Annotated in this window: 20 protein-coding genes; 9 read left to right on the top strand and 11 right to left on the bottom strand. The window is 71.2% G+C overall.

All coding sequences use genetic code 11. The features are described from left to right. Nucleotides 1-16 precede the first annotated feature (16 nt). Nucleotides 17-1663: a protein kinase domain-containing protein gene (locus ACZ45E_RS09810; RefSeq protein ID WP_468218682.1), complete on the bottom strand. Its 1647-nt coding sequence runs from the start codon at nt 1661-1663 to the stop codon at nt 17-19. Nucleotides 1664-2019: 356 nt separating this feature from the next. Here ACZ45E_RS09810 and ACZ45E_RS09805 point away from each other — a divergent pair, with 356 nt between their 5' ends. Continuing rightward, nucleotides 2020-3600 carry a protein kinase domain-containing protein gene (locus ACZ45E_RS09805; protein ID WP_468218680.1) on the top strand — a complete coding sequence of 527 codons (1581 nt, stop codon included), beginning with the start codon at nt 2020-2022 and terminating at the stop codon, nt 3598-3600. A 126-nt stretch (nt 3601-3726) separates the two neighbouring features. Here the strand turns inward: ACZ45E_RS09805 and ACZ45E_RS09800 are convergent, their stop codons facing one another. After that, nucleotides 3727-4191 carry a pyridoxamine 5'-phosphate oxidase family protein gene (locus ACZ45E_RS09800; protein ID WP_468218677.1) on the bottom strand — a complete coding sequence of 155 codons (465 nt, stop codon included), beginning with the start codon at nt 4189-4191 and terminating at the stop codon, nt 3727-3729. A 182-nt stretch (nt 4192-4373) separates the two neighbouring features. Then, complete coding sequence (locus ACZ45E_RS09795; RefSeq protein WP_468218675.1) at nt 4374-5036, bottom strand: response regulator; 663 nt, start codon at nt 5034-5036, stop codon at nt 4374-4376. A gap of 391 nt (nt 5037-5427) precedes the next feature. Between ACZ45E_RS09795 and pdhA the strand changes: the two genes are divergently transcribed. The 4 genes from pdhA (at nt 5428) to ACZ45E_RS09775 (ending at nt 9886) form a co-directional block, all read left to right on the top strand. Next, nucleotides 5428-6639, top strand: coding sequence for a pyruvate dehydrogenase (acetyl-transferring) E1 component subunit alpha (pdhA, locus tag ACZ45E_RS09790; RefSeq protein WP_468218674.1), 1212 nt, complete (start codon nt 5428-5430; stop codon nt 6637-6639). 4 nt (nt 6640-6643) lie between these two features. Next, the gene (locus ACZ45E_RS09785) at nt 6644-7624 is read left to right on the top strand and encodes an alpha-ketoacid dehydrogenase subunit beta (RefSeq protein WP_468218671.1); all 981 of its coding nucleotides are present in this window, start codon (nt 6644-6646) and stop codon (nt 7622-7624) included. A 14-nt stretch (nt 7625-7638) separates the two neighbouring features. Beyond that, complete coding sequence (locus ACZ45E_RS09780; RefSeq protein ID WP_468218670.1) at nt 7639-9024, top strand: dihydrolipoamide acetyltransferase family protein; 1386 nt, start codon at nt 7639-7641, stop codon at nt 9022-9024. Between the two features lie 571 nt (nt 9025-9595). After that, entirely contained in the window at nt 9596-9886 is a 291-nt protein-coding gene (locus tag ACZ45E_RS09775; RefSeq protein ID WP_468218668.1) for a hypothetical protein, read from the top strand. On the opposite strand, the gene ACZ45E_RS09770 is transcribed toward ACZ45E_RS09775, so the two are convergent. Then, entirely contained in the window at nt 9876-10709 is an 834-nt protein-coding gene (locus ACZ45E_RS09770) for a D-alanyl-D-alanine carboxypeptidase family protein (RefSeq protein ID WP_468219195.1), read from the bottom strand. The two genes, ACZ45E_RS09775 and ACZ45E_RS09770, sit on opposite strands and share 11 nt — an antisense overlap. Before the next feature lie 270 nt (nt 10710-10979). Here ACZ45E_RS09770 and ACZ45E_RS09765 point away from each other — a divergent pair, with 270 nt between their 5' ends. Together ACZ45E_RS09765 and ACZ45E_RS09760 are read left to right on the top strand one after the other, a co-directional pair. Then, nucleotides 10980-11651, top strand: coding sequence for a GntR family transcriptional regulator (locus ACZ45E_RS09765; RefSeq protein ID WP_468218666.1), 672 nt, complete (start codon nt 10980-10982; stop codon nt 11649-11651). Next, a complete protein-coding gene (locus ACZ45E_RS09760) occupies nt 11648-12958 on the top strand; it encodes an MFS transporter (protein ID WP_468218664.1) in 1311 nt (436 codons plus the stop codon). The genes ACZ45E_RS09765 and ACZ45E_RS09760 overlap by 4 nt, the downstream gene beginning before the upstream one ends. Before the next feature lie 351 nt (nt 12959-13309). Here ACZ45E_RS09760 and ACZ45E_RS09755 read toward each other — a convergent pair whose 3' ends face one another. Further along, nucleotides 13310-14134, bottom strand: a complete 825-nt coding sequence (locus tag ACZ45E_RS09755; RefSeq protein ID WP_468218663.1) for a maleylpyruvate isomerase family mycothiol-dependent enzyme — start codon at nt 14132-14134, stop codon at nt 13310-13312. 213 nt (nt 14135-14347) lie between these two features. On the opposite strand from ACZ45E_RS09755, the gene ACZ45E_RS09750 reads away from it, so the two are divergent. Next, nucleotides 14348-15217, top strand: coding sequence for a carbon-nitrogen family hydrolase (locus ACZ45E_RS09750; RefSeq protein WP_468218660.1), 870 nt, complete (start codon nt 14348-14350; stop codon nt 15215-15217). Between the two features lie 36 nt (nt 15218-15253). Here ACZ45E_RS09750 and ACZ45E_RS09745 read toward each other — a convergent pair whose 3' ends face one another. Continuing rightward, entirely contained in the window at nt 15254-15757 is a 504-nt protein-coding gene (locus tag ACZ45E_RS09745; RefSeq protein ID WP_468218658.1) for an LURP-one-related/scramblase family protein, read from the bottom strand. 221 nt (nt 15758-15978) lie between these two features. On the opposite strand from ACZ45E_RS09745, the gene ACZ45E_RS09740 reads away from it, so the two are divergent. After that, nucleotides 15979-17808: an NHL domain-containing thioredoxin family protein gene (locus ACZ45E_RS09740; RefSeq protein ID WP_468218657.1), complete on the top strand. Its 1830-nt coding sequence runs from the start codon at nt 15979-15981 to the stop codon at nt 17806-17808. A gap of 44 nt (nt 17809-17852) precedes the next feature. Here the strand turns inward: ACZ45E_RS09740 and ACZ45E_RS09735 are convergent, their stop codons facing one another. The 5 genes from ACZ45E_RS09735 to ACZ45E_RS09715 all read right to left on the bottom strand — a co-directional run bounded on the left by ACZ45E_RS09735 (nt 17853) and on the right by ACZ45E_RS09715 (nt 25220). Further along, on the bottom strand, nt 17853-18572 hold the full coding sequence (locus tag ACZ45E_RS09735; RefSeq protein WP_468218654.1) for a DUF4232 domain-containing protein: 720 nt from the start codon (nt 18570-18572) through the stop codon (nt 17853-17855). 92 nt (nt 18573-18664) lie between these two features. After that, complete coding sequence (locus ACZ45E_RS09730; protein ID WP_468218652.1) at nt 18665-21391, bottom strand: AfsR/SARP family transcriptional regulator; 2727 nt, start codon at nt 21389-21391, stop codon at nt 18665-18667. Between the two features lie 102 nt (nt 21392-21493). Next, nucleotides 21494-21718 carry a DUF6458 family protein gene (locus tag ACZ45E_RS09725; protein WP_468218650.1) on the bottom strand — a complete coding sequence of 75 codons (225 nt, stop codon included), beginning with the start codon at nt 21716-21718 and terminating at the stop codon, nt 21494-21496. A gap of 100 nt (nt 21719-21818) precedes the next feature. After that, nucleotides 21819-23126, bottom strand: coding sequence for a M18 family aminopeptidase (locus ACZ45E_RS09720; RefSeq protein ID WP_468218648.1), 1308 nt, complete (start codon nt 23124-23126; stop codon nt 21819-21821). A gap of 255 nt (nt 23127-23381) precedes the next feature. Next, the gene (locus ACZ45E_RS09715; protein WP_468218646.1) at nt 23382-25220 is read right to left on the bottom strand and encodes an acyl-CoA dehydrogenase; all 1839 of its coding nucleotides are present in this window, start codon (nt 25218-25220) and stop codon (nt 23382-23384) included. Nucleotides 25221-25306: the final 86 nt, after the last annotated feature.

Genomic DNA, 25306 nt, shown 5'->3' with positions numbered 1-25306 from the left:
GGCCCCGTCCCCGGGGTCACTGCACGGGATCGCCCGTCGAGACGTTCAGCTGGATCTGCGGCATGTTCTGCGGATCCACCTCGGTACCGGCGGCGGGGAACTGGTCGAGGACGGTCCCCTCGCCCCACGTGTTGTCGTCGACCTTCTTGATCTTCCGCGTCCACCCCGCGGCCCGGAAGCAGGCGCTCACCGAGTCGATGTTCTTCAGGTAGAAGTCCGGGACCTTGATCTTGTTCTCGTCGTCCGAGCCGTTGTAGGGCTCCGTGCACTCGTCCGGCTCGATCGTCTTCGTCAGATCCGGCCCCTTGTGCCCGGCGACCGCGGACGCGGACGGCTTGTCCGAACCTTCGGGCTTGTCGTCGTCGCCGTTCAGCGTCAGGGCCGTGACCAGACCGCCGATGGCGATGAGCGCGACGACGATCGAGGCGATGACCACCGCCTTGTTGCGGCCCCCGCCGCCCGGACGCTGCGCGCTCGCCGCGGGCTGCGGCCCGATGTTGTACGGCGGCGGGGTCTGCCCGCCCTGCTGCGCGTACGGGGACGCGGGCGGCGGGGTCCGGTAGCCGCCCTGCATGTTCTGCTGCTGCGGATAGCCGTACCCGGCCTGCGGCTGCGGGGTCGCGGGGCCGTACGGGCCCGGCTGGTACGGGCTGTGGACGGGCCCGGTCGGGGCAGGCGCCCCGCTCTGGTCGACCGGCGGGAAGACGGCCGAGCCGACGCCCGCGCCGCTCGCCGTCCGGGCGCCCGGCACGATGCTCGGCGCCGTCGACGGAGCCGAGGCGAGCGACTGGGCCACGCGCAGGCACTCGTCGCGCATCGCCTCCGCGCTCGGGAAGCGCTCGTTCGGGTTCTTCTTCAGCGCGCGGGCGACCAGCGCGTCGATGGCGGGCGGCAGCGCCCGGTTGATGGAGGACGGGGCGACCGGCTCCTCCTGGACGTGCGCGTACGCGATGGCCAGCGGCGAGTCCGCCTCGAACGGCAACCGCCCGGTGGTCAGTTGGAAGAGCATGATGCCGACCGAGTACAGGTCGGAGCGGGCGTCCACGCCGCGGCCCAGGGCCTGCTCGGGCGAGAGGTACTGCGGGGTGCCGACGACCATGCCGGTCTGCGTCATCGACGTGACGCCGGACTGCATGGCGCGGGCGATGCCGAAGTCCATGACCTTGACGACGTTCCGCTTCGTCATCATCACGTTGCCCGGCTTGATGTCGCGGTGCACCAGGCCCATCTCGTGGCTGATCTCCAGCGCGGCGAGCACATCGGCCGTGATCTTCAGAGCCTTGTCGGCGGGCATGGCGCCGTACTGCCGCACGTCCTGGTCGAGCACGGAGCCGAGCGGGAGGCCCTCGACATACTCCATGACGATGTAGGGGGTGATGACCCCGCCGAGGTCGTCCTCGCCGGAGTCGAAGACCGAGACGATGTTCGTGTGCGTGAGCTTGGCCACGGACATGGCCTCGCGCTGGAAGCGCTGGCGGAAGGCGTCCTCGCGGCCGAGTTCCGTGTGCAAAGTCTTGATGGCGACGGCGCGGTCGAGCCGGGTGTCGTGTGCGAGGTGCACGGAAGCCATGCCGCCCTGGCCGAGCAGGTCACGCAGTTGATACCGGCCGCCCGCCACGGAACTTCCCGCGTACCGACCGCCGGCGCCGCCGTCTTGGCTCATTTCCACGTCCCCCATAGCGCCCCGCGTCGGCGCGGCCGGTGATCGAATTCAGCTATTCCCGGCCAAGTCTGCCCGAGGGCACGGGCACGTCAAGCGCGATGCCCGTTCCGTGACCGTACGGGCGGGAAGAGTCGCGCAAGCGTTACAGGAAATGTTCATGGACCAGGTGCGAGAATTGCGCGTCCGATTTGCAGGGCCCGCACGGCAACGGGTTTGATGTCCGGTCCATCTCGGAACGGAGCCGCGGCCGAAGCCTGTAGCGTGGCCCGACGGAGACCGTATTTCACCACCGCGCGTACTCCGACGCAGGGTTCCGGCGGCAACGGCAGCACGGACAGAAACGACGGCGAGGACTGATGGCACAGCAGCAGCGCGCTCAGGGCCCGTCCGACCCCGAGGCGACTGGCGGCGGTATGTCAGATGCGCCGGAGCTGTGGGGTAACGGCGGGCTCGTCGGCGACGGCCGGTACCGGCTGACGCACAGACTCGGCCGGGGCGGCATGGCCGAGGTGTTCGCAGCCGAGGACGTGCGCCTCGGGCGCACCGTCGCAGTCAAGCTGCTCCGCTCCGACCTTGCCGAGGACCCGGTCTCCAAGGCCCGCTTCACGCGCGAGGCGCAGTCGGTCGCGGGCCTCAACCACCACGCTGTCGTCGCGGTCTACGACTCCGGCGAGGACTACGTGAACGGCTCCACCGTTCCGTACATCGTCATGGAGCTCGTCGAGGGCCGCACCATCCGCGACCTCCTCCTCAACGCGGAGGCGCCGGGCCCCGAGCAGGCCCTGATCATCGTCTCCGGTGTGCTGGAGGCGCTCGCCTACTCGCACCAGCACGGCATCGTGCACCGCGACATCAAGCCCGCCAACGTGATCATCACCCACTCCGGCGCGGTGAAGGTGATGGACTTCGGCATCGCCCGCGCCCTGCACGGCGCGCAGTCCACGATGACGCAGACCGGCATGGTCATGGGCACGCCCCAGTACCTGTCGCCCGAGCAGGCCCTCGGCAAGGCCGTCGACCACCGCTCCGACCTGTACGCGACCGGCTGCCTGCTCTACGAACTCCTCGCGCTGCGGCCCCCCTTCACCGGTGAGACGCCGCTGTCCGTCGTCTACCAGCACGTCCAGGACATCCCCGTGCCGCCCTCCGAGGTCTCGGACGCGACGCCGCCGGAGCTGGACGGCCTCGTCATGCGCTCGCTGGCCAAGGACCCCGACGACCGGTTCCAGACGGCCGAGGAGATGCGCGGCCTCGTCCAGTACGGCCTCTCGATGCTCTACGAGCAGGGCGGCCACACCGGCACCTGGAACACCGGCCCTGTCGACGCCCTGCACGAGGGCGGCAGCACCCCGGCGATGGGTCTGGCCGGCACCACCGCGCTGCCGCACCCGGGCGACCAGGGCACGGCCGCACAGCCGATGCTGCGCCCGCCGGGCGGTGACGACGGCGGCTTCGACGGCCGCGGGAACAGCTCGGGCCGCGGCAAGCTGTGGATCTTCGCCGTGCTCGCGGTCATCGCGATCGCGGTGGGCGTCGCTCTGGCGCTGAACGCGAGCAACGGTTCGGGCGGCGGGGGCGGCACCACGCAGTCCCCGACCACCAGCAAGTCCGCGAAGTCGGACGAGCCGAGCAAGTCGGCCGACGACGAGGCGACCAAGGACGAGACGCAGGACCCGGGCGACGGCTCGGGCGGCCAGGGCGACTACACGCCGTCCTACCGGCCGACCGCCGGCAATCAGACGCCGACGCAGTCGCAGACGAACCAGCCGACGCAGCCCTCCGACGAGCCGACGGACCAGAACACGCCCACGCAGTCCCAGCCGCAGTCCCCGCCCCCGTCGCCCACCCCGACGGGCGACGACGGCGACGACACGACCGGCGGCGTGACCGACGGCGGCACCGGCGTCGTGGCCGGCACCGACGGCGGCAACAACTGACCTGAAGGGTCCGAGGGCGCTGGACCGGCCTTCGAGGCGGCTTGAAGCTTGGCAAAGGACGCGTGAGGGCGGCTCGGGACAACCCGAGCCGCCCTCAGCCGCTCCGGAGAGCTGGCAGCCGCGCGTCTAGAAGCGCCGCACCCGCGCGCGGGGTGTGTTCCGGGCGGCCGAGCCGCCGCGCAGTTCGTGCACCGTCACGAACTGCGGGTCCACGCGGAGGTACACCGGGTCGAAGAGTTCGTCGTCCGCGAAGTGTGGGGCGGGCCCGAAAAGTTCCAGTTCGGCGGTGGTGGGCTCGACCAGGGCGCAGGTGCCGACGCACTGCACCGACCACTGCCCCGGGCCGTCGGCGGCGCCGGGCGCCTGGCTGCCCAGATTGTCCGCCCCGTACGCGACCACGCCGCCGACGCAGGCCAGGTGGTAGCCGTAGCCCCGGTGCAGACGCAGCAGGAGCCGCCCGCTCACCACGATGTGGCGGGCGACGGCGAGGAAGGGCAGGGCGCGCATGCTGGTCGCCACCCGGCCGTGGTGCACACGGGCGAGCAGCTCGAAGCCGCGCTCGACATCCTGCGGCTGCGTCTCGGAGGGCATGTCACCACTGTGCGACGCCGACGGGGCGCCGGAGAAGGGGCTCCCGCCCCCTGCACGAGGGACGTAGGTCCCTTGCGCGCGCGTACGGACCTGCCGCGGCGGGGCGGACGGTGTCAGCAGTGCTGCCAGCGGGCCTGCCAGGACTGGCGTTACTGCCAGGACCGTCAGTACTGCCAGGACTGTCAGTGCTGTTTCTGGGCCTGCATGCGCGCCACATAGGCCGCGGCCTGCGAGCGGCGCTCCATGCCGAGCTTGGACAGGAGGCTGGAGACATAGTTCTTGATCGTCTTCTCGGCGAGGTGGAGGCGCTCGCCGATCACGCGATTGGTCAGGCCCTCGCCGATCAGATCGAGGATCTTGCGCTCCTGGTCGGTGAGGCCCGCGAGCCGGTCGTCGTCCTTGCTGCGGCCGCCGTCGCGCAGCCGCTCCAGGACCCGGGCGGTGGCCACCGGGTCGAGCAGCGAGCGCCCCGCCGCCACGTCACGGACGGCGGTGAGCAGCTCGGCGCCCCGGATGGCCTTGAGCACATAACCGGACGCACCGGCCATGATCGCGTCGAAGAGGGCCTCGTCGTCGGAGAACGAGGTCAGCATCAGGCACCGGATCGACTCGTCCTGGGAGCGGATCTCGCGGCACACCTCGACGCCGCTGCCGTCGGGCAGGCGTACGTCGAGCACGGCGACATCGGGCCTGGTCGCGGGGATGCGGACCAGCGCGTCGGCGGCCGTGCCGGCCTCGCCGACCACTTCGATGTCGGCCTCCATCGAGAGCAGCTCATGGACGCCGCGGCGCACCACCTCGTGGTCATCGAGGAGAAATACCGTAATTTTTCCGTCTTCGCGCACGGATTCAGTCTCACACACCAGCTCTTCCCGCGCCCCGGGTGACCGGGATAACGTGCCGGTGTTCCGGCCTCCTGCCAGGCTGTGATCCAGGGCTCAGACCACGGCTGTGACCTGCGGCGCTTCGTCGTTCTCGCGGTTACTAGGAGTTCCAACCATCAAGGTACTTGGAAATCCAAGCAAAATCGCAGGTCAGATGGGGTTTCGCAGATGTGTGTCGCACTGGGTAACGTGCTGGGTGAAGGGTGCTTGCCGGAGCACAGGTTCTTTTCGTTCTTTCTAGTCACGCCTGAATTCGGCTCCACCGCACCCACCCCGTGCGTGGACGGATCAGGCGAGCCGAGCCGACTGGCCATCCGGCAATCCCGGGGGCCGGACCGACGGAGGAGCACACGTGACCGTAGACAGTGCTGACAGCACTGCCGCCGCGCAGAAGGCACAGCCGCAGCGCAAGCGGGCCGCCGCGAAGAAGGCCCCGAGGAAATCCCCCGGCAAGGCCGCCGCCCCGGCCCGGACCGAGCTGGTCCAGCTGCTGACCCCGGAGGGCAAGCGGGTCAAGAACGCGCAGACCGCGGTGTACGACGCTTACGTCGACGCGATCACCGACGACGAGCTGCGCGCCCTGTACCGCGACATGGTCCTCACCCGCCGCTTCGACGCCGAGGCCACCGCCCTCCAGCGCCAGGGCGAGCTGGGCCTGTGGGCGTCGCTGCTCGGCCAGGAGGCCGCCCAGATCGGCTCGGGGCGGGCCACCCGCGAGGACGACTACGTCTTCCCGACCTACCGCGAGCACGGCGTCGCCTGGTGCCGCGGGGTCGATCCGACCAATCTGCTCGGCATGTTCCGCGGCGTGAACCACGGCGGCTGGGACCCGAACAGCAACAACTTCCACCTGTACACGATCGTCATCGGCTCCCAGACGCTGCACGCCACGGGCTACGCCATGGGCATCGCGAAGGACGGCGCGGACTCGGCGGTCGTCGCCTACTTCGGCGACGGCGCCTCCAGCCAGGGCGACGTCCTGGAAGCGTTCAACTTCGGCGCGGTGTACAACGCGCCCGTGGTGTTCTTCTGCCAGAACAACCAGTGGGCGATCTCCGAGCCGACCGAGCGCCAGATGCGGGTGCCGCTGTACCAGCGCGCGCAGGGCTTCGGCTTCCCCGGCGTCCGGGTCGACGGCAACGACGTGCTGGCCTGTCTCGCCGTGACCCGGTGGGCCCTGCAGCGGGCGCGCGACGGCGAAGGCCCGACCCTGGTCGAGGCGTTCACGTACCGGATGGGCGCGCACACCACCTCCGACGACCCGTCGAAGTACCGGGCCGACGAGGAGCGCGTCGCGTGGGAGGCGAAGGACCCGATCCTGCGCCTGCGCACATACCTGGAGTCCGAAACCGACACGGATGAGGGATTTTTCGCGGAACTCGACGCCGAGAGCGAGGCGTTGGGAAAGCGAGTGCGTGATGTCGTACGGGCCATGCCGGACCCGGGCCACTTGGCGATCTTCGAGAACGTGTACGCGGACGGGCACGCGCTCGTCGACGAGGAGCGCGCGCAGTTCGTCGCCTACCAGGCGTCGTTCGCCGACGAAGCGGCTGGGGAGGCCTGAGGTCATGGCGGTACAGAAACTTCCGATCGCCAAGGCGATCAACGAGTCGCTGCGCACGGCGCTGGAGAACGACCCGAAGGTCCTCGTCATGGGCGAGGACGTCGGCGTGCTCGGCGGTGTCTTCCGGGTGACGGACGGCCTGCTGAAGGACTTCGGCGAGGAGCGGATCATCGACACCCCGCTCGCCGAGTCCGGCATCGTCGGCACCGCGATCGGCCTCGCGCTGCGCGGCTACCGCCCGGTCGTGGAGATCCAGTTCGACGGCTTCGTCTTTCCCGCGTACGACCAGATCGTCACGCAGCTCGCGAAGATGCACGCCCGCGCGCTCGGCAAGGTCAAGACACCGGTCGTCATCCGCATCCCGTACGGCGGCGGCATCGGCGCGGTCGAGCACCACAGCGAGTCGCCCGAGGCGCTGTTCGCGCACGTGTCGGGGCTCAAGGTGGTCTCCCCCTCGAACTCGTCCGACGCGTACTGGATGCTCCAGCAGGCCATCCAGAGCGACGACCCGGTGATCTTCTTCGAGCCGAAGCGGCGCTACTGGGACAAGGGCGAGGTCGACACGGAGGCCGTCCCCGGCGATCTGCACAAGGCCGTCGTGGCGCGGGAGGGCACCGATCTGACGCTCGTCGGGTACGGGCCGATGGTGAAGGTCTGCCTGGAGGCCGCGGCCGCCGCCGCGGAGGAGGGCAAGTCGCTGGAGGTGCTCGACCTGCGGTCGATCTCGCCGATGGACTTCGACGCCGTACAGAAGTCGGTGGAGAAGACGCGGCACCTGGTCGTCGCGCACGAGGCGCCCGTCTTCCTCGGGTCCGGTGCCGAGCTGGCCGCGCGGATCACCGAGCGGTGCTTCTACCACCTGGAGGCGCCCGTGCTGCGGGTCGGCGGGTACCACGCGCCGTATCCGCCGGCGCGGCTGGAGGACGAGTACCTGCCGGGTCTTGACCGGGTGCTCGACGCCGTCGACCGTTCGCTGGCGTACTGAGGAGGCTGAGAGTCATGGCGCGCGAATTCAAGATGCCCGACGTGGGCGAGGGCCTGACCGAGGCCGAGATCCTCAAGTGGTACGTACAGCCCGGCGACACGGTCGAGGACGGGCAGGTCGTCTGTGAGGTGGAGACGGCGAAGGCGGCCGTCGAGCTGCCGATCCCGTTCGACGGTGTGGTCAAGGAGCTGCTGTTCCCCGAGGGCACGACCGTCGATGTCGGCCAGGTGATCATCTCGGTGGACGTGGCGGGCGACGCCCCCGCGCCGGAGCCGGAGCCGGTGGCGCAGGCCGCCCCCGCACCCGCACCCGAGGCGGAGGCCGCCGAGCCGCAGGGGCGCCAGCCCGTGCTCGTCGGCTACGGCGTCGCCGAGACGTCGACCAAGCGGCGGGTCCGCAAGGGCGCCGAGACCCCGGCGGCCAACGGGGCCACGGCCAACGGGACGGCGGCGAACGGGACCACGGCGAACGGGACGGCGGCCCCGGCCGTCGAGCGACGTCCGCTGGCCAAGCCGCCGGTGCGCAAGCTCGCCAAGGACCTCGGCGTCGACCTCACGGCGGTGATCCCGTCGAGCCCCGACGGCATCATCACGCGCGAGGACGTGCACGCCGCGGTGGCGCCCGCGCCGGCTCCCGAGCTCCCCGCGCAGGCCCCGGCCCCCGTGCAGGCGGCCGTTCCTGCGCCGACGTACGACGGTGCCCGCGAGACCCGGATCCCGGTGAAGGGCGTCCGCAAGGCGACGGCCCAGGCGATGATCGGCTCGGCGTTCACGGCGCCGCACGTCACGGAGTTCGTGACGGTCGACGTGACGCGGACGATGAAGCTCGTCGAGGAGCTCAAGGCCGACAAGGACATGCAGGGGCTGCGGGTCAATCCGCTGCTGCTCATCTCCAAGGCGCTGCTCGTCGCGATCAAGCGCAACCCCGCGGTCAACGCGTCGTGGGACGAGGCCGCCCAGGAGATCGTCCAGAAGCACTACGTGAACCTGGGCATCGCCGCGGCGACCCCGCGCGGCCTCATCGTGCCGAACATCAAGGACGCCCACGCGAAGACGCTGCCCGAACTGGCATCGTCGCTGGGCGAGTTGGTGGCCACGGCGCGGGAGGGCAGGACGTCCCCCGCGGCGATGCAGGGCGGCACGGTCACCATCACCAACGTCGGCGTCTTCGGGGTCGACACCGGTACGCCGATCCTGAACCCCGGGGAGTCGGCGATCCTCGCGGTCGGCGCCATCAAGCTCCAGCCCTGGGTGCACAAGGGCAAGGTGAAGCCGCGTCAGGTGACGACGCTGGCGCTCTCCTTCGACCACCGCCTGGTCGACGGGGAGCTGGGCTCGAAGGTGCTGGCGGACGTGGCGGCGGTGCTGGAGCGGCCGAAGCGTCTGATCACCTGGAGCTGAACCGCTTCTGCTCCCCCCGGAGAACCGCTCCTTCTCCTGAAAGAGCCGGTTGAGAGGGCCGCCGCACACGAAAGTGCGGCGGCCCTTTGGCGGCCGGGGCAACGGCGGCAACGGCCGGGGCAACGGAAACGGCAAGGGCCGGGCCGACGGGAACGGGGGCGGCGCTACGTCAGCCCCGACCCGCTCGGTCTCGACCCGGCGCCCAATCCGCTCGCCTACGTCGCTAACCGCAGGCCATGGCGGACCCGCTGGGCCTCGCGCCCTGCGTGGATCTGTACCACGCCACGAACCGGGCCGGTGAGCAGGCGATCCGCACGCACGGCGTCGACCCGTCGTTCAAGCCGCGCCCCATGGACTTCGGCAACGGTTTCTACACGACGCGCAGCAGGCAGGCCGAGGACTATGTCGTCGAGGGGCCCATGCTCAGGAATCCAGGGCCCTTCAAGAAGGGGAAGGCGCCTGTCTGGACCGGGGACCAGACCGTCTTCTTCGGCAATACGGGACCGTTGCTCGACGCGTCATTGCTGAGAGAGCCGGAGCGAAGGAGTCGATCACGAGTAGTACGTACACCATGCCCACCTGCGACGAGACGGACGAGCTCTTGGAGCTCATTGTCGACTTCATGGTCACGGAGCTGAAGATCTCGCGCGCCGAGGCCGTCGCGCGGGTCAACCGGCAGTGGCACGGCCAGGACCTGTCCGACGAGGACGACATCATCCTCCACGAGGAGGAGCGGTTCTGGGCGCTCACGATCTACTACGAGGACGTCCCGGACTGGAGCACGGAAGCGGACCGCGCCTCGTGGGTTCCCAAGGCGCCGCCCGCTTCCGATTCCGTGTACTGGACCGTGGCTACTTCTTGAAGCCGTAGTCCATGAGCTTCTTCGCGTCCGACGTGCGGGCGTTGACCGACGTCGACTTCAGGACCGTGCCGATGACGGTCTTGCCGCTGCGGGTCGCCGCGAAGACCAGGCAGTAGCCGGCCTCCGGGCCCGAGCCGGTCTTCACTCCGATGGCGCCGGAGTACGAACCGAGCAGGGTGTTGGTGTTGGACCACGACATGTTCCGGTAGCCACCGGACTTCGTCGTGACCTTCTGCTTCGTCGACTTCGTCTTCACGACCGAGCGGAACGTGGAGTTCTTCATCGCCGACGACGCGATCTTCGTGAGATCACGCGGCGTCGAGTAGTTCTTGCCCTTGCCGATGCCGTCGAACGAGTCGAAGTGGGTGTTCTTCAGACCCAGGTCGGTGGCGGCCTTGTTCATCTTGCCGATGAAGGACTTCACCCGGGCGTCCCGCGTCGAGCCCGAGCCGAACTTGTCCGCGAGCGCGTACGCCGCGTCGCAGCCCGACGGCAGCATCAGCCCGTACAGCAGCTGGCGCACGGTGACCTTGTCGCCGACGATCAGCCGGGCCGACGAGGCGTTGTTCTTCACTATGTAGTCGCTGTACGCCTTCTGGACAGTGACCTTGGTGTTCAGGTTGAGGTTCTTCGTGGCCAGTACCACCTTGGCCGTCATGATCTTGGTGGTGGAGCCGGTGGACCTGCGGGTGTCCGCGGCCTTGGTGAACAGGGACTTGCCGGTCCCGTTGTTCATCACGAATCCGCCGACCGCGGCGACCTTGGGTACGGCCGGCGCCGTGGCGGCCTGTGCGGAGGTGGTCAGCGCTCCGCTGGTGAGCATGGTTCCCACGGCGAGAACGGCGATGCCCGTTATGCGAGTATTCAAGTTGAACGCTCCAAGTGCCCCTAATGCACCGCCCCTTGGGCGGGACGCGCACTGGTGAGACTCCTGAAGCGGGTGGGGGGTTGCACGCCTGCCGGATGAAATTCACTCGAACATCAGTGGGCGGGCGTCAGTGGGCAAGCAATCAGTGGGTGGGCATCAGTGGGCGGGCGTCCCGCATGATGGACGTGGTCCGTCTTGCGTACGTGTTGTATCTATGATGTGCGCGTGCCCGCGACCGTCACCGAAAAACGTGCCCCCGAAAAGCGCCCCCCGGCCGCCGACCGGGTCTACGACCATGTGAAGCGCGGCGTGCTCGAACGCCGTTACGAGGGCGGGACGCTGCTCACCGAGGGCGAGCTCGCCGAGGCCGTCGGGGTCTCCCGCACCCCGGTGCGCGAGGCGCTGCTCAGGCTGCAGGTCGAGGGGCTGCTGCGGCTCTACCCGAAGAAGGGCGCCCTGGTGCTGCCCGTCTCGGCGCAGGAGATCGCGGACGTCGTGGAGACCCGGCTGCTCGTCGAGGAGCACGCGGTGCGCAAGGCCGTCCCGGCACAGCCGTGGCTCCTCGAACGCCTGGCCGGACTCCTGGAGACGCAGCGGACGCAGGCCGCCGCCGGCGCGTTCGCGGACGCCGCCGCCACCGACCGCTGCTTCCACGCGGAGATCGTGCGCAGCGGCGGCAACGAGATCCTGTCCCGCCTCTACGACCAGATGCGCGACCGGCAGCTCAGGATGGGCGTCGCCGTGATGCACTCCCACCCCGACCGCATCGCCAAGACCCTCGCCGAGCACGGCGAACTCCTCGACGCCCTGCGCTCCGGGGACGTGGAGGCGGCGGTCGCCGTGGTGAAGCGGCACGTGGGCTGGTTCCAGAACCTGGCGCGGGGTGACGTGCGATGAGCTCCAGCACCTCCGCCGCCTCGCTGCCCGGAGATCCGCCCGGCGGCCGTCGGGCGATAGCCGTGTGGTCCATCGGCGTCGCCGTCTACTTCGTCGCCGTCATCTTCCGTACGTCGCTGGGTGTGGCGGGGCTCGACGCCGTCGAGCGGTTCCACATCAACGCCTCCGCGCTCTCCACGTTCTCGATCCTCCAGCTGCTCGTCTACGCGGGCATGCAGATACCCGTCGGCCTGATGGTCGACCGGCTCGGCACGAAGAAGGTGCTGACGTTCGGCGTGGTCCTGTTCACCGTCGGACAGCTCGGCTTCGCGTTCTCCTCGTCGTACGGGATGGCGCTCGCCTCGCGCGCGCTGCTCGGCTGCGGCGACGCCATGACCTTCATCAGCGTGCTGCGGCTCGGCACCCGCTGGTTCCCGGCGCGGCGGGGGCCGATGGTCGCGCAGCTCGCCGGGCTCGTCGGCATGGCGGGCAACCTGATCTCCACGCTGGTCATCGCGCGGCTGCTGCACGGGATCGGCTGGGAGGCGGCGTTCGCGGGCAGCGCGCTGGCCGGCGTCGTCGTCCTGGTGCTGATGCTGCTCTTCCTGAAGGACCACCCCGAGGGGTTCGAGCCGCCGCCCGCGCCGGCCTCGCACAAGGGCGCCGCGTTCGTGCGCGGGCAGATCGCGGCGGCCTGGCGGGAGCCGGGGACGCGGCTCGGGCTCTGGGTGCACTTCACGACGCAGTTCCCGGCGATGGTGTTCCTGCTGCTGTGGGGGCTGCCGTTCCTCGTCGAGGCGCAGGGTCTGTCGCGGGGTACCGCGGGTGAACTGCTGACGCTCGTGGTGCTGGCCAACATGATGGTGGGCCTCGTGTACGGGCAGATCGTGGCGCGGCACCACTCGGCGCGGCTGCCGTTGGCGCTCGGCACGGTCGGGGTGACGGCCCTGGTGTGGGCGGCGCCGATCGCCTGGCCCGGGCGGTCGCCGATGTGGCTGCTCGTGGTGATGTGCGTGGTGCTCGGCGCGTGCGGGCCCGCGTCGATGATCGGGTTCGACTTCGCGCGGCCCGCGAACCCGCCGGAGCGGCAAGGGACCGGGTCCGGGATCGTCAACATGGGCGGGTTCGTGGCCTCGATGACGACGCTGCTGGCGGTGGGGGTGCTGCTCGACGCCACCGGGGACAACTATCGCGTGGCGTTCGCGGCGGTGTACGTGTTGCAGGCGTTCGGGGTCGGTCAGATTCTGCGGCTGCGTAAGCGGGCGGCTCGCGCCGAGCGGGAGCGGCTTGTCGCGTCCCGGGTGACGTCGGTGCACGTTCCCGCGTGAGCGGGGTGGGGCGGGGTGGGGCGGGGCCCCGGCTCGGGTCTGCTGGGCGGGGGCCGGGGGCCGGGGGTGTTTCGCCGGGTTGTCGTGGTCGCCCGCTCAGGCGCCTGCCCCGGCGCTGGGGGGCCGCCTTGCCCACCCTGCCGCCCTTGGCGGCAGATTGCCCAAGACGGGGCGGAGCCCGGCGGGCGGGTCAGCGGGGCGGGGCAGTCGTCCGGGGTTGCCGGGCGGGGCGGGGCGGGGCCCGGCGGGCGGGTCGGCGGGGCGGAGCCCGGCGGGCGGGTCAGTCGTCCGGGGTTGCCGGGTGAGGCGGGGCGGAGTCCGGCAGGCGGGTCAGCGGGGTGGGGCGGGTGGTTATGGCGTGATGCGGAGCGACGCGACGATCGCCGTGGCCAGGTCCAGGTCGCCGTCCTTCTTGACGCGGTCCGCGACGGATTCCGGTGTGACACGGCCGCAGGAGAGACGGACGTACGTCTCCCAGTCGAGGGCCAGCGTCGCCGCCGGGCCCAGTGAGGGGGCGCCGTCCACCGTGCCCTTGCCGTCCGCGTCGACGCGGACCGTGCGCAGGAACTCGACGGGGCCGTGCACGTCGAAGACGACCGCCGAGTTCGGCGGGGCGCCCGCGTCCTTCGCGACGATCTTGGGCAGGGCCGCGAGGAGCAGATCGCGCGTGACGTACGCGCCCGGGGAGTCGAGGTTGCCCGGCCGGCCGAGGGCCCAGCGCAGATCCTGCTCGTGCACCCAGATGTCGAACGCCCGCCTGCGCATGGCGAATTCGAGGGTCTCCTCCACCGAGCGCGGGCCGCGCACCTTGGCGTCGGGGTCGCGGCTCTCGTTGCGCAGCTGACGCGAGCGGCGGATGATCGTGTACTCCAGCTCGGAGACCATCTCCGGCGCCGTGTGGTGGCGGCGGACGTCGACCTGCACCTCGTGGTACCGCTGCGTCTCGGTCTTGACGTGGTACAGATCGCGGGGCAGCGTGTGGATGGGCCGGGGGTCGCCGAGCATCTCGCAGTCCTGCCCGATGACATGGGAGACGATGTCCCGCACCGACCACCCGGGGCAGGGCGTCGCGCGGTTCCACTCACCCTCCACGAGCGGTGTCACCAGCTCGGATATCGCTTCCACGGAGTGGGTCCAGGCGTCGGCGTAGGACTGAAGGCTGGGGTGGAGACTCACGGAAGGGGACCCCTCGAGCGGTGTGGTACACGGGCGGTGAAGTAGACGGCGGCGCGGGCGGTGGGTGGGTCGGGTCGCGTCGGTGGGGGTCCGGGGGCTCCCCCGGAATGGCACAGTACGCTGCCCGCAGGCACCCCTGCAGTGCTTTCGTGTGACGATCGTAGGGCTGTTATTGACGTTAGCCGACGGCTCGAATGCCAGGACGGTGGTAGTGTGCGCGCCTCCCTCATCCAGATCGCGGTAAACAGCAAAGAAGCGGCAGAAACGGCAGAGACGGCAGAGACGGCAGTAACGGCCGAATCCGCCGAATCCGTCGAAGCAGCCGAATCCGTCAACGAGCGTCGCGAACGCGTCAGTTCGCTCGTGCGCGACCAGGCCGGGTTCGCCGATCTCGTGGTGCTGCCCGAGCTGTGGACGACCGGCGCCTTCGCCTACGACCTCTTCGCGGACGAGGCCGAACCGCTGGAGGGGCCGACCTTCGCCGCGATGTCCAAGGCGGCGCGGGACGCGGGTGTGTGGCTGCACGCCGGGTCGATCCCCGAGCGGGACCCCGCGGGCGCCCTCTACAACACCGCACTGGTCTTCTCGCCCGACGGAGAACTCGCCGCCGCTTACCGCAAGATCCACCGCTTCGGCTTCGACAAGGGCGAGGCCGTGCTGATGAGCGCGGGCGACGAGCTGGTGACCGTACCGCTGCCGGAGACCGTCCTCGGCATCAGCACCTGCTACGACCTGCGCTTCCCCGAGCTGTACCGCGGGCTCGTGGACCGCGGCGCCGAGACCCTCGTCGTCGCCGCCGGCTGGCCCGAGCGGCGCCGCTCGCACTGGACGCTGCTCGCGCAGGCGCGCGCCGTGGAGAACCAGGCGTACGTGCTGGCCTGCGCGGGCGCCGGGACGCACGCCGGGGTCCCCCAGTCGGGGCACAGCATCGTGGTCGACCCGTGGGGCGAGGTGCTCGCGGAGGCGGGCGCCGGGGAAGAGGTGCTGCGGGTGGAGTTCGACCCGGCCAGGGTCGCGCGGACCCGGGAGCAGTTCCCGGCGCTGAAGGACCGGCTGCTGGGGCTCACCCCGCCCCGGCGCTGACCGCCGAGGGGGACGCGACGAGCCCCGGCCGCCGTCTCAGTCGGCGTCGTCGTCCCCCCGTTCCTTCTCCGCGAGGTGGATGACGCAGACCGCGACCGCGATGATCAGGGCCGGGTCGGCGTCCTCCCGGACGACGTTGACGCCGTACGTGTCGCGCACCCGCAGCCAGCGGCGGGAGATCTCCGCGAGGAGTTCGCCGTCGTACTCGACGGCGAACTCGCGGTCCAGGATCTTGCCGCTGACGTCGAGTTCGGTGCCGTCGACCAGCTCCACGCGGTAGTGGTTGCGCAGCAGCGACAGCCGTTTGTGCTTGACCGTGGCGAGACGCTCGTCGCCGCGCTCGATGACCATCGTGTCGCGCAGGGCGAGCATCTTCTTGTGGAAGTCGATGAGGACGCGTCCGTCGGGCCCCTTCAGCTGGAAGGTGTCCCGCAGCCGCATCGCCTTCCCGTCGACGAGGAACGCCTTGCGGCCGTTCTCGTCCTCGATCCAGTAGTCCTCGCCGATGGCGAAGATCCGTTCTCTGACTTCGTAGCGCATACGTCGATGAGTGCCCCCAAGCCGCCCTCCGGACCCTCCCGGGGGGCCGCCCGGGTGAAAACGCCTCGCTTATAAGCCAGTTACGGGACCTCTGCAACGTGCGTGCAACCGGCAACGGTAAGGCCGGGGTCACCGTGACGGGCGCGACGGACAGCCTGCCGGTCTACCGGACGACCCCGCCCCGGCACCCGTCCGGCGGGCCCGCGTGGCACCCTTGAAACATGAACGACTCCGCGCCCGCAGCAGCCCCCCGCCGTGCCCGTGTCCGTGCCCCCGAGCTGATCGGCAAGGGTGGCTGGCTCAACACAGGCGGCAAGGAGTACACCCTCGCTGACCTGCGCGGACGCATTGTCGTTCTCGACTTCTGGACCTTCTGCTGTGTGAACTGCCTGCACGTCCTCGACGAGCTGCGCGAGCTGGAGGAGCAGCACCGGGACACCCTGGTGATCATCGGTGTGCACTCGCCGAAGTTCGTGCACGAGGCCGAGCACGCCGCGGTCGTCGACGCCGTCGAGCGGTACGGCGTGGAGCACCCGGTGCTCGACGACCCCGAGCTCGCGACCTGGAAGCAGTACGCGGTGCGGGCCTGGCCGACGCTGGTGGTGATCGACCCCGAGGGGTATGTCGTCGCGCAGCACGCCGGTGAGGGGCACGCGCACGCCATCGCCGCGCTGGTCGAGGAGCTGGAGGCGGAGCACGAGGCGAAGGGCACGCTGCATCGCGGCGAGGGCCCGTACGTCGCGCCCGAGCCCGTCGCCACCGATCTGCGCTTCCCCGGCAAGGCGGTCCTGCTGCCGTCCGGGAACTTCCTGGTCAGCGACACCACCCGGCATCAGCTGGTGGAGCTGGCGGCCGACGGGGAGAGCGTCGTGCGGCGGATCGGGAACGGGGAGCGGGGCCTGGGGCCCGACTCGTTCAACGAGCCGCAGGGACTCGCGCTGCTCGACGAGAACACCGTGGTCGTCGCCGACACCGTGAACCACGCGCTGCGCGCCGTCGACCTGGCGAGCGGGGCGATCACCACGCTCGCGGGCACCGGCCGGCAGTGGTGGCAGGGGACGCCGACCAGCGGCCCGGCCCTGGAGGTCGACCTGTCGTCGCCGTGGGACGTGGCTCTCTTCGGCGGCAAGGTGTGGATCGCCATGGCCGGTGTGCACCAGCTGTGGACGTACGACCCGCGGGCGGGGACGGTCGAGGTCGCGGCCGGCACCACGAACGAGGGGTTGGTCGACGGGCCCGGCGCCGAGGCCTGGTTCGCGCAGCCCTCGGGGCTCGCCGCGACCGAGGAGCGGCTGTGGGTCGCGGACCCGGAGACCAGCGCGCTGCGTTACGTCGACCCCGACGGGACCGTCCACACGGCCGTCGGTACCGGCCTCTTCGACTTCGGTCACCGGGACGGCGACGCCGGACAGGCCCTGTTCCAGCACCCGTTGGGCGTCACGGCGCTGCCCGACGGCTCGGTCGCGGTCAGCGACACGTACAACCACGCCCTGCGCCGTTTCGACCCGGCGACCGGTCAGGTGACCACACTCGCCACCGATCTGCGTGAGCCCAGTGACGCCGTGCTGGACGGGGAGTCGGGTGACATCGTCGTCGTCGAGTCGGCCCGGCACCGGCTGACCCGCCTGCGCCTGCCCGAGGAGGCCGTACGCGTCGAGTCCGTCGCGCACCGCACCCAGCGCGCCGCGACCGAGGTGGCGGGCGGCACGCTGGAGCTGGACGTCATCTTCCAGGCGCCCGCCGGGCAGAAGCTCGACACCCGGTACGGTCCCTCGACCCGGCTGCTCGTCTCCGCGACGCCGCCCGAGCTGCTCGCGTCCGGTGACGGCGCGGGCACCGACCTGGCCCGGGCGCTGGTGCTGAACCCCGAGGTCACCGAGGGTGTCCTGCACGTGTCGGCGATGGCCGCTTCCTGCGACGACGACCCGGCCAACGAGTATCCGGCGTGCCACGTGCACCAGCAGGACTGGGGCGTCCCGGTCCGTGTCGTCGAGGGCGGCGCGGACCGGCTGCCGCTGGTGCTCGCCGGGATGGACGCGTCGCAGGGCTGAGCAGGGCTGAGCAAGCCTGCTGAAAGACAGGCCCTGGGGGCGGATCAGAAGTCGTACGGCTTGCGGGTGTTCCAGGAGAGCACCTCGATGCCGTCGGCCTGCTTGCCCGCGTACTCGACCTCGCCGGGCGTCTTCAGGGTGACGAAGGCGCCGGAGGCGTCGGCGTCGTTCATCACCAGGGAGAGCCGGATCGACGTGAAGTAGCTGTCCTCGGCCTTGATGTCCTGGTAGACGGGGAGCGCGGAGTAGACCGTGGCGCCGGGGCGGACGAGCAGCGGCTGGGCGGGCTGCTCGTCGTCCTTGGCGAGCGGGACGTCGCCGTTGGCGTCGCCCGGGGTGACGACCGGGAACTTCTGCACGGTGCAGGCGGTGGCCGACTTGTTGACCGCGGTGATCAGCAGGTGGTCGCCCTGCTGCTCCGGGTTCTTGCGCTGGAGCGTGTAGCCGAGCGACGTCACCTTGCACTCGGGTGCCGTCTTCGTGGCGGTGGCGCCCGTCCCGCCCTTGGCCGCGGAGCTCTTGGTCGCGGAGCTCTTGGCGGCGTCCGCGTCGGCGGCGCCGCCGGCCCGCGTACCGGTGGTCGCCTTCGCCTCGGCGGCGCTGGTGCCGACGCCGGTGACCTCGGTGGCGCTGCCGCTCGCGGTCGTCGCGGCGCCCTCGTCCTTGGTGCCGCTGCCGCCGCTGCCCGAGCAGGCGGTCATCGTGAGGCCCAGGACCACGGCGGCGGCGGCGAGGACGGACGTGCGGGTGATGGTGCGGGTCATGGTGGTGTTCCCCCGGTTCGTGCCCGCCTGGTCCGGCGGGCTGGTGTGTCTCCCAAGGTGCCTGCCGCGGTCGCCGTCCGGTCGCCGACGCGTTAGCGCCCCGTCGCCGTTCCGCTGTCGGCCCGGGTGAGCTGCGCCGTCGCCTTCCGGGCGCCTTCCTCGAAGCCCTGCCGCAGTGCGTCCTCGTGGGCCCGGCGGAGGCAGGCGCGGGCCTCCTCGGTGCGGTCGAGGGCGAGCAGGGCGGCGCCGCGCGTGACCCGCAGCAGGGTCTGCCGCAGCGGGGCGAGCCCCACGGGTCCCGCGCCGTGCAGGGTCAGGCCGCGCTCGGTGCAGGCGAGTACGGCCGGGTGGTCGTCGAGGGCGAGGAGGTGGCGGGCTCGGTGTTCCAGGGCGAGCAGTTCGGTCAGTACGTCGCCCGCGGCGGCGGCCAACTCGGCGGCGCGCGTCATATGGGCGAGGGGTTCGGTGCCCCGGGCGCCGACGCGGTCAAGGGCGACGGCGAGGTTGACCAGGGCGGTGGCCTCGCTGGACGGGTCGCCGGCGCGGGCGGCGAGTGCCGGGGCGCGCTCCAGGTGTTCCAGGGCCTCGTCGAGCCGGCCCTCCTCGGTGAGGACCCAGCCGCACAGGGCGCGCACCCGTGCCTCGGCGTCCGGGTCGTCGAGCCGGACGGCCGCGGCCAGGCCCTGTTCGAGGAGCGGCATCCAGTCGTCGCGCACGTAGCCGACGACGGACGGCCACTGGAGTACGACGAGGCGCCAGGCGCGGTCGTCGAGGCCCGCGGCGACGGCGGCGCCGGTGGCCGCCGCGAGGTTCTCGCGCTGGGCGGCGAACCAGCCGAGGGCGCTCTCCCGGTCCGGCATCGGGGGTCCGCCCCGGTCGGGGCGCGTGTCCTGGGGCAGGACGCAGCAGGGCCGGTCGTCGGGTTCGGCGACGGCGACGGCGCGCAGGGCGGTGCGGACGTAGTGGTCGAGGAGGCGGGCCAGTGGTTCTCCCGCGGGTTCGGCCGGGTCCTGTCCGCGGTCGTCGCGGGCGAGGCCGCGCGCGTAGAGGCGTACCAGGTCGTGCATCCCGTACCGGCCGGGTGTCCGCTCGGTGACGAGGTGGGCCGCGGCGAGGCGGTCCAGGGCGGTGGCGGCGTCGGCGGGGGAGGTCGCGGTGAGGGCGGCGGCGGCGTAGCGGTCGAGGTCGGGGCCGGGGAGGTCGCCGAGCCGGTGGAAGAGCCGCCGGGCGTCGGCGGGCAGGGCGAGGAGGGTGAGGCGCAGGGCGGCGGCGACCCCGGTGTCGTCGATGTCGAGGAGTGCCAGGCGGCGCTGTTCGTCGGCGAGTTCGTCGGCGAGCGGGCCGAGCGGCCACTGGGGGCGCGCGTTGATCCGGGCCGCGACGACGCGCAGGGCCAGTGGGAGGCCGGCGCAGAGTGCGGTGAGCCGGGCGGCGGCGGCGGGTTCGGCGGCGAGGCGGTCCTCGGCCCCGGTGGCGGCGGCGAGGAGCGCGGTGGAGGCGGGGCCGTCGAGGACGCCGATGTCGATGGTGCGGGCGAGTTCGCTGACGGCGAGGCCGTCGAGGCGCAGCCGGGAGGTGACCAGGGCGGTGCTGCCCGGTCCTGCCGGGAGCAGCGGGCGGACCTGGGCGGCGGTGCGGGCGTTGTCGAGGACGACGAGGGGACGGCGGTGTTCGGTGCGTGTGCGGTACGCGGCGGCCAGCGCGCCCGGGGTGTCGGGGAGTTCGCGGGGCGGTACGCCGAGTGCGATCAGGAACTCGCGGAGCACGTCGGCGGTCTCCGGGCCGCCGCTGGAGTCGGCGTCGTCGCTGAAGCCGCGCAGGTCGGCGAAGAGGACGCCGTCGTAGTGCTCGCGTGCGGCGTGTGCCCAGTGCAGGGTGGTCGCGGACTTGCCGGCTCCGGCGGGTCCGGTGATGACGATGACGGCGTGCTCGCGGTGGGCGGCGGCGGTGAGCGCGGCGAGTTCCTGCTCGCGGCCGACGAATCCGCGCGGTGGCCGCGGCAGCAGATCGGGGCTGTCCTGCGCGGGCGCCGCTGCGGCCGTGGCCGCCGGCTGCGGCGGGGCGGCGGGCGGTGGCGCCTCGCAACCCGCCAGGATCTCCGCGTACGCCTCGCGCAGCGCGGAGCCGGGGTCGACGCCGAGTTCGTCGGCGAGCAGCGTACGGGTGCGGTGGTACTGGTCGATGGCGTCGGACTGGCGGCCCGAGCGGTACAGCGCCCGCATGAGGCCCGCGGCCAGCGTCTCGCGCATCGGGTGCGCGACGACCTCCGCGTGCAGCAGGGACGCGGCACGGGCATGCTCGCCGAACGCGCCGTAGGTGTGGGCGAGTTGCTCGACCGCCGAGAGTCTCGACTCCTCCAGCCCGTCGGCCGCGACCCGCAGCGGACCGTCCGTGGCGACACCGACGAGCGCGGGTCCCTGCCACAGCGCGAGCGCTTCGCGCAGCAGGGCCGCCGCGTCGTCGGGGGTGCGCTGGTCGCGGGCGAGCCGGACGAGCTCCTCGAAGCGGTGGGCGTCGAGGAGCGATTCGGGCATCTCCAGGACGTACGCGTCGCCGCGGGTCACGAGCCGCACGCCCCACACGTCGGCGCCGCCCTGGGCGAGCAGCGCGCGCAGCCGCGAGACGTGGCCCTGTGCGACGGTTCTGGCCCGCGCGGGCGGGCCCTCGGGCCACAGCGCGTCGATCAACTGGTCCAGCGGTACCGCGGTGTTGGGGCGCAGCAGCAGCGCCGCGAGCAGGCTGCGCCGCTTGGCGGGCCCGAGCGGGAGCTCACCGCTCTCCGTGGCCACGGCGACCGCGCCGAGCAGCCGGAACTCCACGACAGTGCTCCCCCCATATACCCCGAAAACCGATGAGAACCGGTTGGTGATCAGGGTACGTGGAGGGAGCTACTGGTGAGTACAGATCGGGGGCGAGGGCCCTTATATGCGCCGGGTCCGCTCGTCGTCGACCACGGTCGTCTGGGACGGCGGCACGACCACGTTCCTGCGGCGTCCGACACTGCGGAACACGAAGACGCCGATCAGGCCGACGATCATCAGGATCCAGCCGACGAGGTCGAGGTTGACCCCCTTCATGTGCCAGTCGGTCGCGAAACTGAGGATCGCCCCGACGGCGACCAGGATGATGCAACCTCCCAAGCTCATGAGGTCCGCCTCCCCAAGTTGTGTGACGCACGGGTACTGGAGACCTCCGGGTACCCGGAGGTCCCGGCGTCACACGGGCGGGGGGCGAGAAGGCCCGGACTCAGCCCTCCAGGAAGGCCGTCAGGGCGTTCGCCAGCAGGAACGGGTCGTCCGCGCCGCACAGTTCGCGGACGCTGTGCATCGACAGGATCGCCGCGCCGATGTCGACGGTCTTGATGCCGTGCCGGGCGGCGGTGATCGGGCCGATCGTGGTGCCGCAGGGCATCGCGTTGTTGGAGACGAACGACTGGAACGGCACGCCCGCCTTCTCGCACGCCGCCGCGAACACGGCCCGGCCGCCGCCGTCGGTGGCGTAACGATTATTCACGTTGACCTTGAGGATCGGGCCGCCGTTGGCGCGGGGGTGGTGCGTGGGGTCGTGGCGCTCGGCGTAGTTGGGGTGCACGGCGTGCCCGGTGTCCGACGACAGGCACACGGTCCCGGCGAAGGCCCGGGCCCGGTCCTCGTAGGAGCCGCCGCGCGCGAAGACCGAACGCTCCAGGACGCTGCCGAGCAGCGGGCCGTCGGCGCCGGTGTCGGACTGCGACCCGTTCTCCTCGTGGTCGAAGGCGGCGAGCACCGGGATGTACGGCAGTGAGCCCGCTTCCGCGCGCCTGCTCACCTCGGCGAGCGCCGCCGTACCGGCGTGCACGGAGAGCAGGTTGTCCATCCGGGGGCCGGCCACCAGCTCCTGGTCGCGGCCGAGGTAGGCGGGCGGCTCGACCGAGTACGTCATCAGGTCCCAGCCGGTGATCGAACGGCGCTCCAGGCCGTACTCGTCCTCGACGAAGCCCAGCAGGTCGCCCTCGTGCACATCGCTGCCCAGGCCCCAGATCGGCTGCATGTGCCGCTGCTTGTCCAGCTTGAGGCCCTCCGCGGTGACGGACCGGTCCAGGTGGATGGCGAGCTGCGGGACGCGCAGCAGGGGCCGGTCGATGTCGATGAGCCGCTCGCCGCCGTCGCGCAGCGAGATCCGTCCGGCGAGGCCGAGGTCCCGGTCGAGCCAGGAGTTGAGCAGCGGGCCGCCGTAGACCTCGACGGCGACCTGGCGCCAGCCGCCGGCGCCCATGTCGGGCTGCGGCTTCACGCGCAGGTTCGGGGAGTCGGTGTGCGCGCCGACGATACGGAACGGGGTGTGCGGCTGCGCTCCGCTCGGCACGTACCAGGCGATGACGGCGCCGCCGCGCGTCACGAACTTGCCGCCGCTGGTGCCGTCCCAGGCGTCGACCTCAGCCACCTGCTTGAACCCGGCCTCCTCCAGCCGGGCGGCCACGTTCGCCACGGCGTGGTACGGCGTGGGGCTCGCCGCGAGGAAAGTGATCAGGTCGTCGGTGTGCCCGCGATCGAAGGGGCCGGGAGGGTTTGCCATGCCGTCAGGGTAATGCGGGTTGCAGGGGGCCTGCCTGCGGCGGCCCGGCGCCCCCTCGTGTGCCACCCTCCCGTTCCGGCGGCCGACCGCCCGGTGGGGCTTCTCGCGCAGTTCCCCGCGCCCCTGAGATGCGCACTGCGTGCGCCCCAGGGGCGCGGGGAACTGCGCGACCAGCCACGACGCACCCGCAGACGAAAGGCCCGCCGCCCCCCGAGGGAGACGACGGGCCCGAGCCACATTCCCGCTCGGCGGAGCCTAGAACGCCGCCTCGTCCAGCTCCATCACGTCGAGGCCGGACTCACTGGTGGCCTGCGCCAGCTTCCGCGCCCCGACGACCCCGGGCAGCACGTTCGCCGCGAAGAACTTCGCCGCCGCGATCTTGCCCTGGTAGAACGGCACGTCCTTGCCGATGGCGCCCGCGGCGAGCTTCTCCGCGGCGACGGCCGCGCCCTTGAGGAGCAGGTAGCCGACGACCACGTCACCGGAGGCCATCAGCAGGCGCGTGGTGTTGAGGCCCACCTTGTAGATGGAGTTGACGTCCTGCTCCGTGGCGGCCAGGTCGGTCAGCATGACGCCGACGATGGCCTCCAGCTCGACGGCGGCCTTGGCGAGGGAGTCGCGGGCGGCGCCCAGCTCCTCGCCGCCGGTCTCGACCGCGAGGAACTTCTTGATCTCCTCGGCCAGACCGTTCAGCGCGGCGCCCTGGTTGCGGACGATCTTGCGGAAGAAGAAGTCCTGGCCCTGGATGGCCGTGGTGCCCTCGTAGAGCGTGTCGATCTTGGAGTCACGGATGTACTGCTCGATCGGGTACTCCTGGAGGAAGCCGGAGCCGCCGAACGTCTGGAGCGACTGCGCCAGCTGCTCGTAGCCCTTCTCCGAGCCGTAGCCCTTCACGATGGGCAGCAGCAGGTCGTTCAGGGCGTGCTCGGTCGAGGCGTCCTCGCCCGCGGCCTCCTTGACCTGGATCGCGTCCTGGACGGAGGCCGTGTAGAGCACCAGCGAGCGCATGCCCTCCGCGTACGCCTTCTGCGTGAGCAGCGAGCGGCGGACGTCCGGGTGGTGCGTGACGGTGACCTTCGGGGCCGTCTTGTCCATGAACTTGGCCAGGTCGGGGCCCTGGACGCGCTCCTTGGCGTACTCCAGCGCGTTCAGGTAACCCGTCGACAGGGTGGAGATCGCCTTCGTGCCGACCATCATGCGGGCGAACTCGATGATGCGGAACATCTGGCGGATGCCCTCGTGCTTGTCGCCGATCAGCCACCCCTTGGCGGGGTGCTTGTCGCCGAACGTCATCTCGCACGTGTTGGACGCCTTGAGGCCCATCTTGTGCTCGACGTTGGTCGCGTAGACGCCGTTGCGCTCGCCCAGCTCGCCGGTCTCCCAGTCGAACTCGAACTTGGGCACCAGGAACAGCGACAGACCCTTCGTGCCCGGGCCGTGGCCCTCGGGGCGGGCCAGTACGTAGTGGAGGATGTTCTCCGACATGTCGTGCTCACCGGAGGTGATGAACCGCTTCACGCCCTCTATGTGCCACGAACCGTCGTCCTGCTGGACCGCCTTGGTGCGGCCGGCGCCCACGTCCGAACCGGCGTCCGGCTCGGTCAGCACCATCGTCGAGCCCCACTGCTTCTCGACGGCGATCTCGGCGACCTTCTTCTGCGCCTCGTTGCCCTCCTCGAAGAGGATGCCGGCGAACGCCGGGCCCGAGGAGTACATCCAGATCGCCGGGTTGGCGCCCAGGATCAGCTCGGCGTGGGCCCAGATCAGGGAGCGCGGCGCGGTGGTGCCGCCGATCTCCTCGGGCAGGCCGAGGCGCCAGTACTCGGCGTCCATGAACGCCTGGTACGACTTCTTGAAGGACGCCGGGACGGGCGCCGTGTTGGTCTCCGGGTCGAAGACCGGCGGGTTGCGGTCGGCGTCCGCGAAGGACTCGGCCAGATCGTTCTCGGAGAGGCGGGCGACCTCTTCGAGGATGCTCTTGGCGGTGTCGACGTCCATCTCCCCGAACGGGCCGGTGCCGTACAGCTTGTCGCGGTCGAGCACCTCGAAGAGGTTGAACTCGATGTCGCGGAGATTCGACTTGTAGTGCCCCATGGCGACGGCTCCGTAAATTCGGTATCAGCGGCGCGAAAGCGTCCCGCTGAGGGGTGGTGGTCGTCCTCGTACATACGCGTACCAAC

The sequence above is a fragment of the Streptomyces sp. NPDC030991 genome (genome assembly GCF_055571235.1).
The sequence above is the reverse complement of the archived record's forward strand: the minus strand, read 5'-3'. Positions and strand labels throughout refer to the sequence as shown.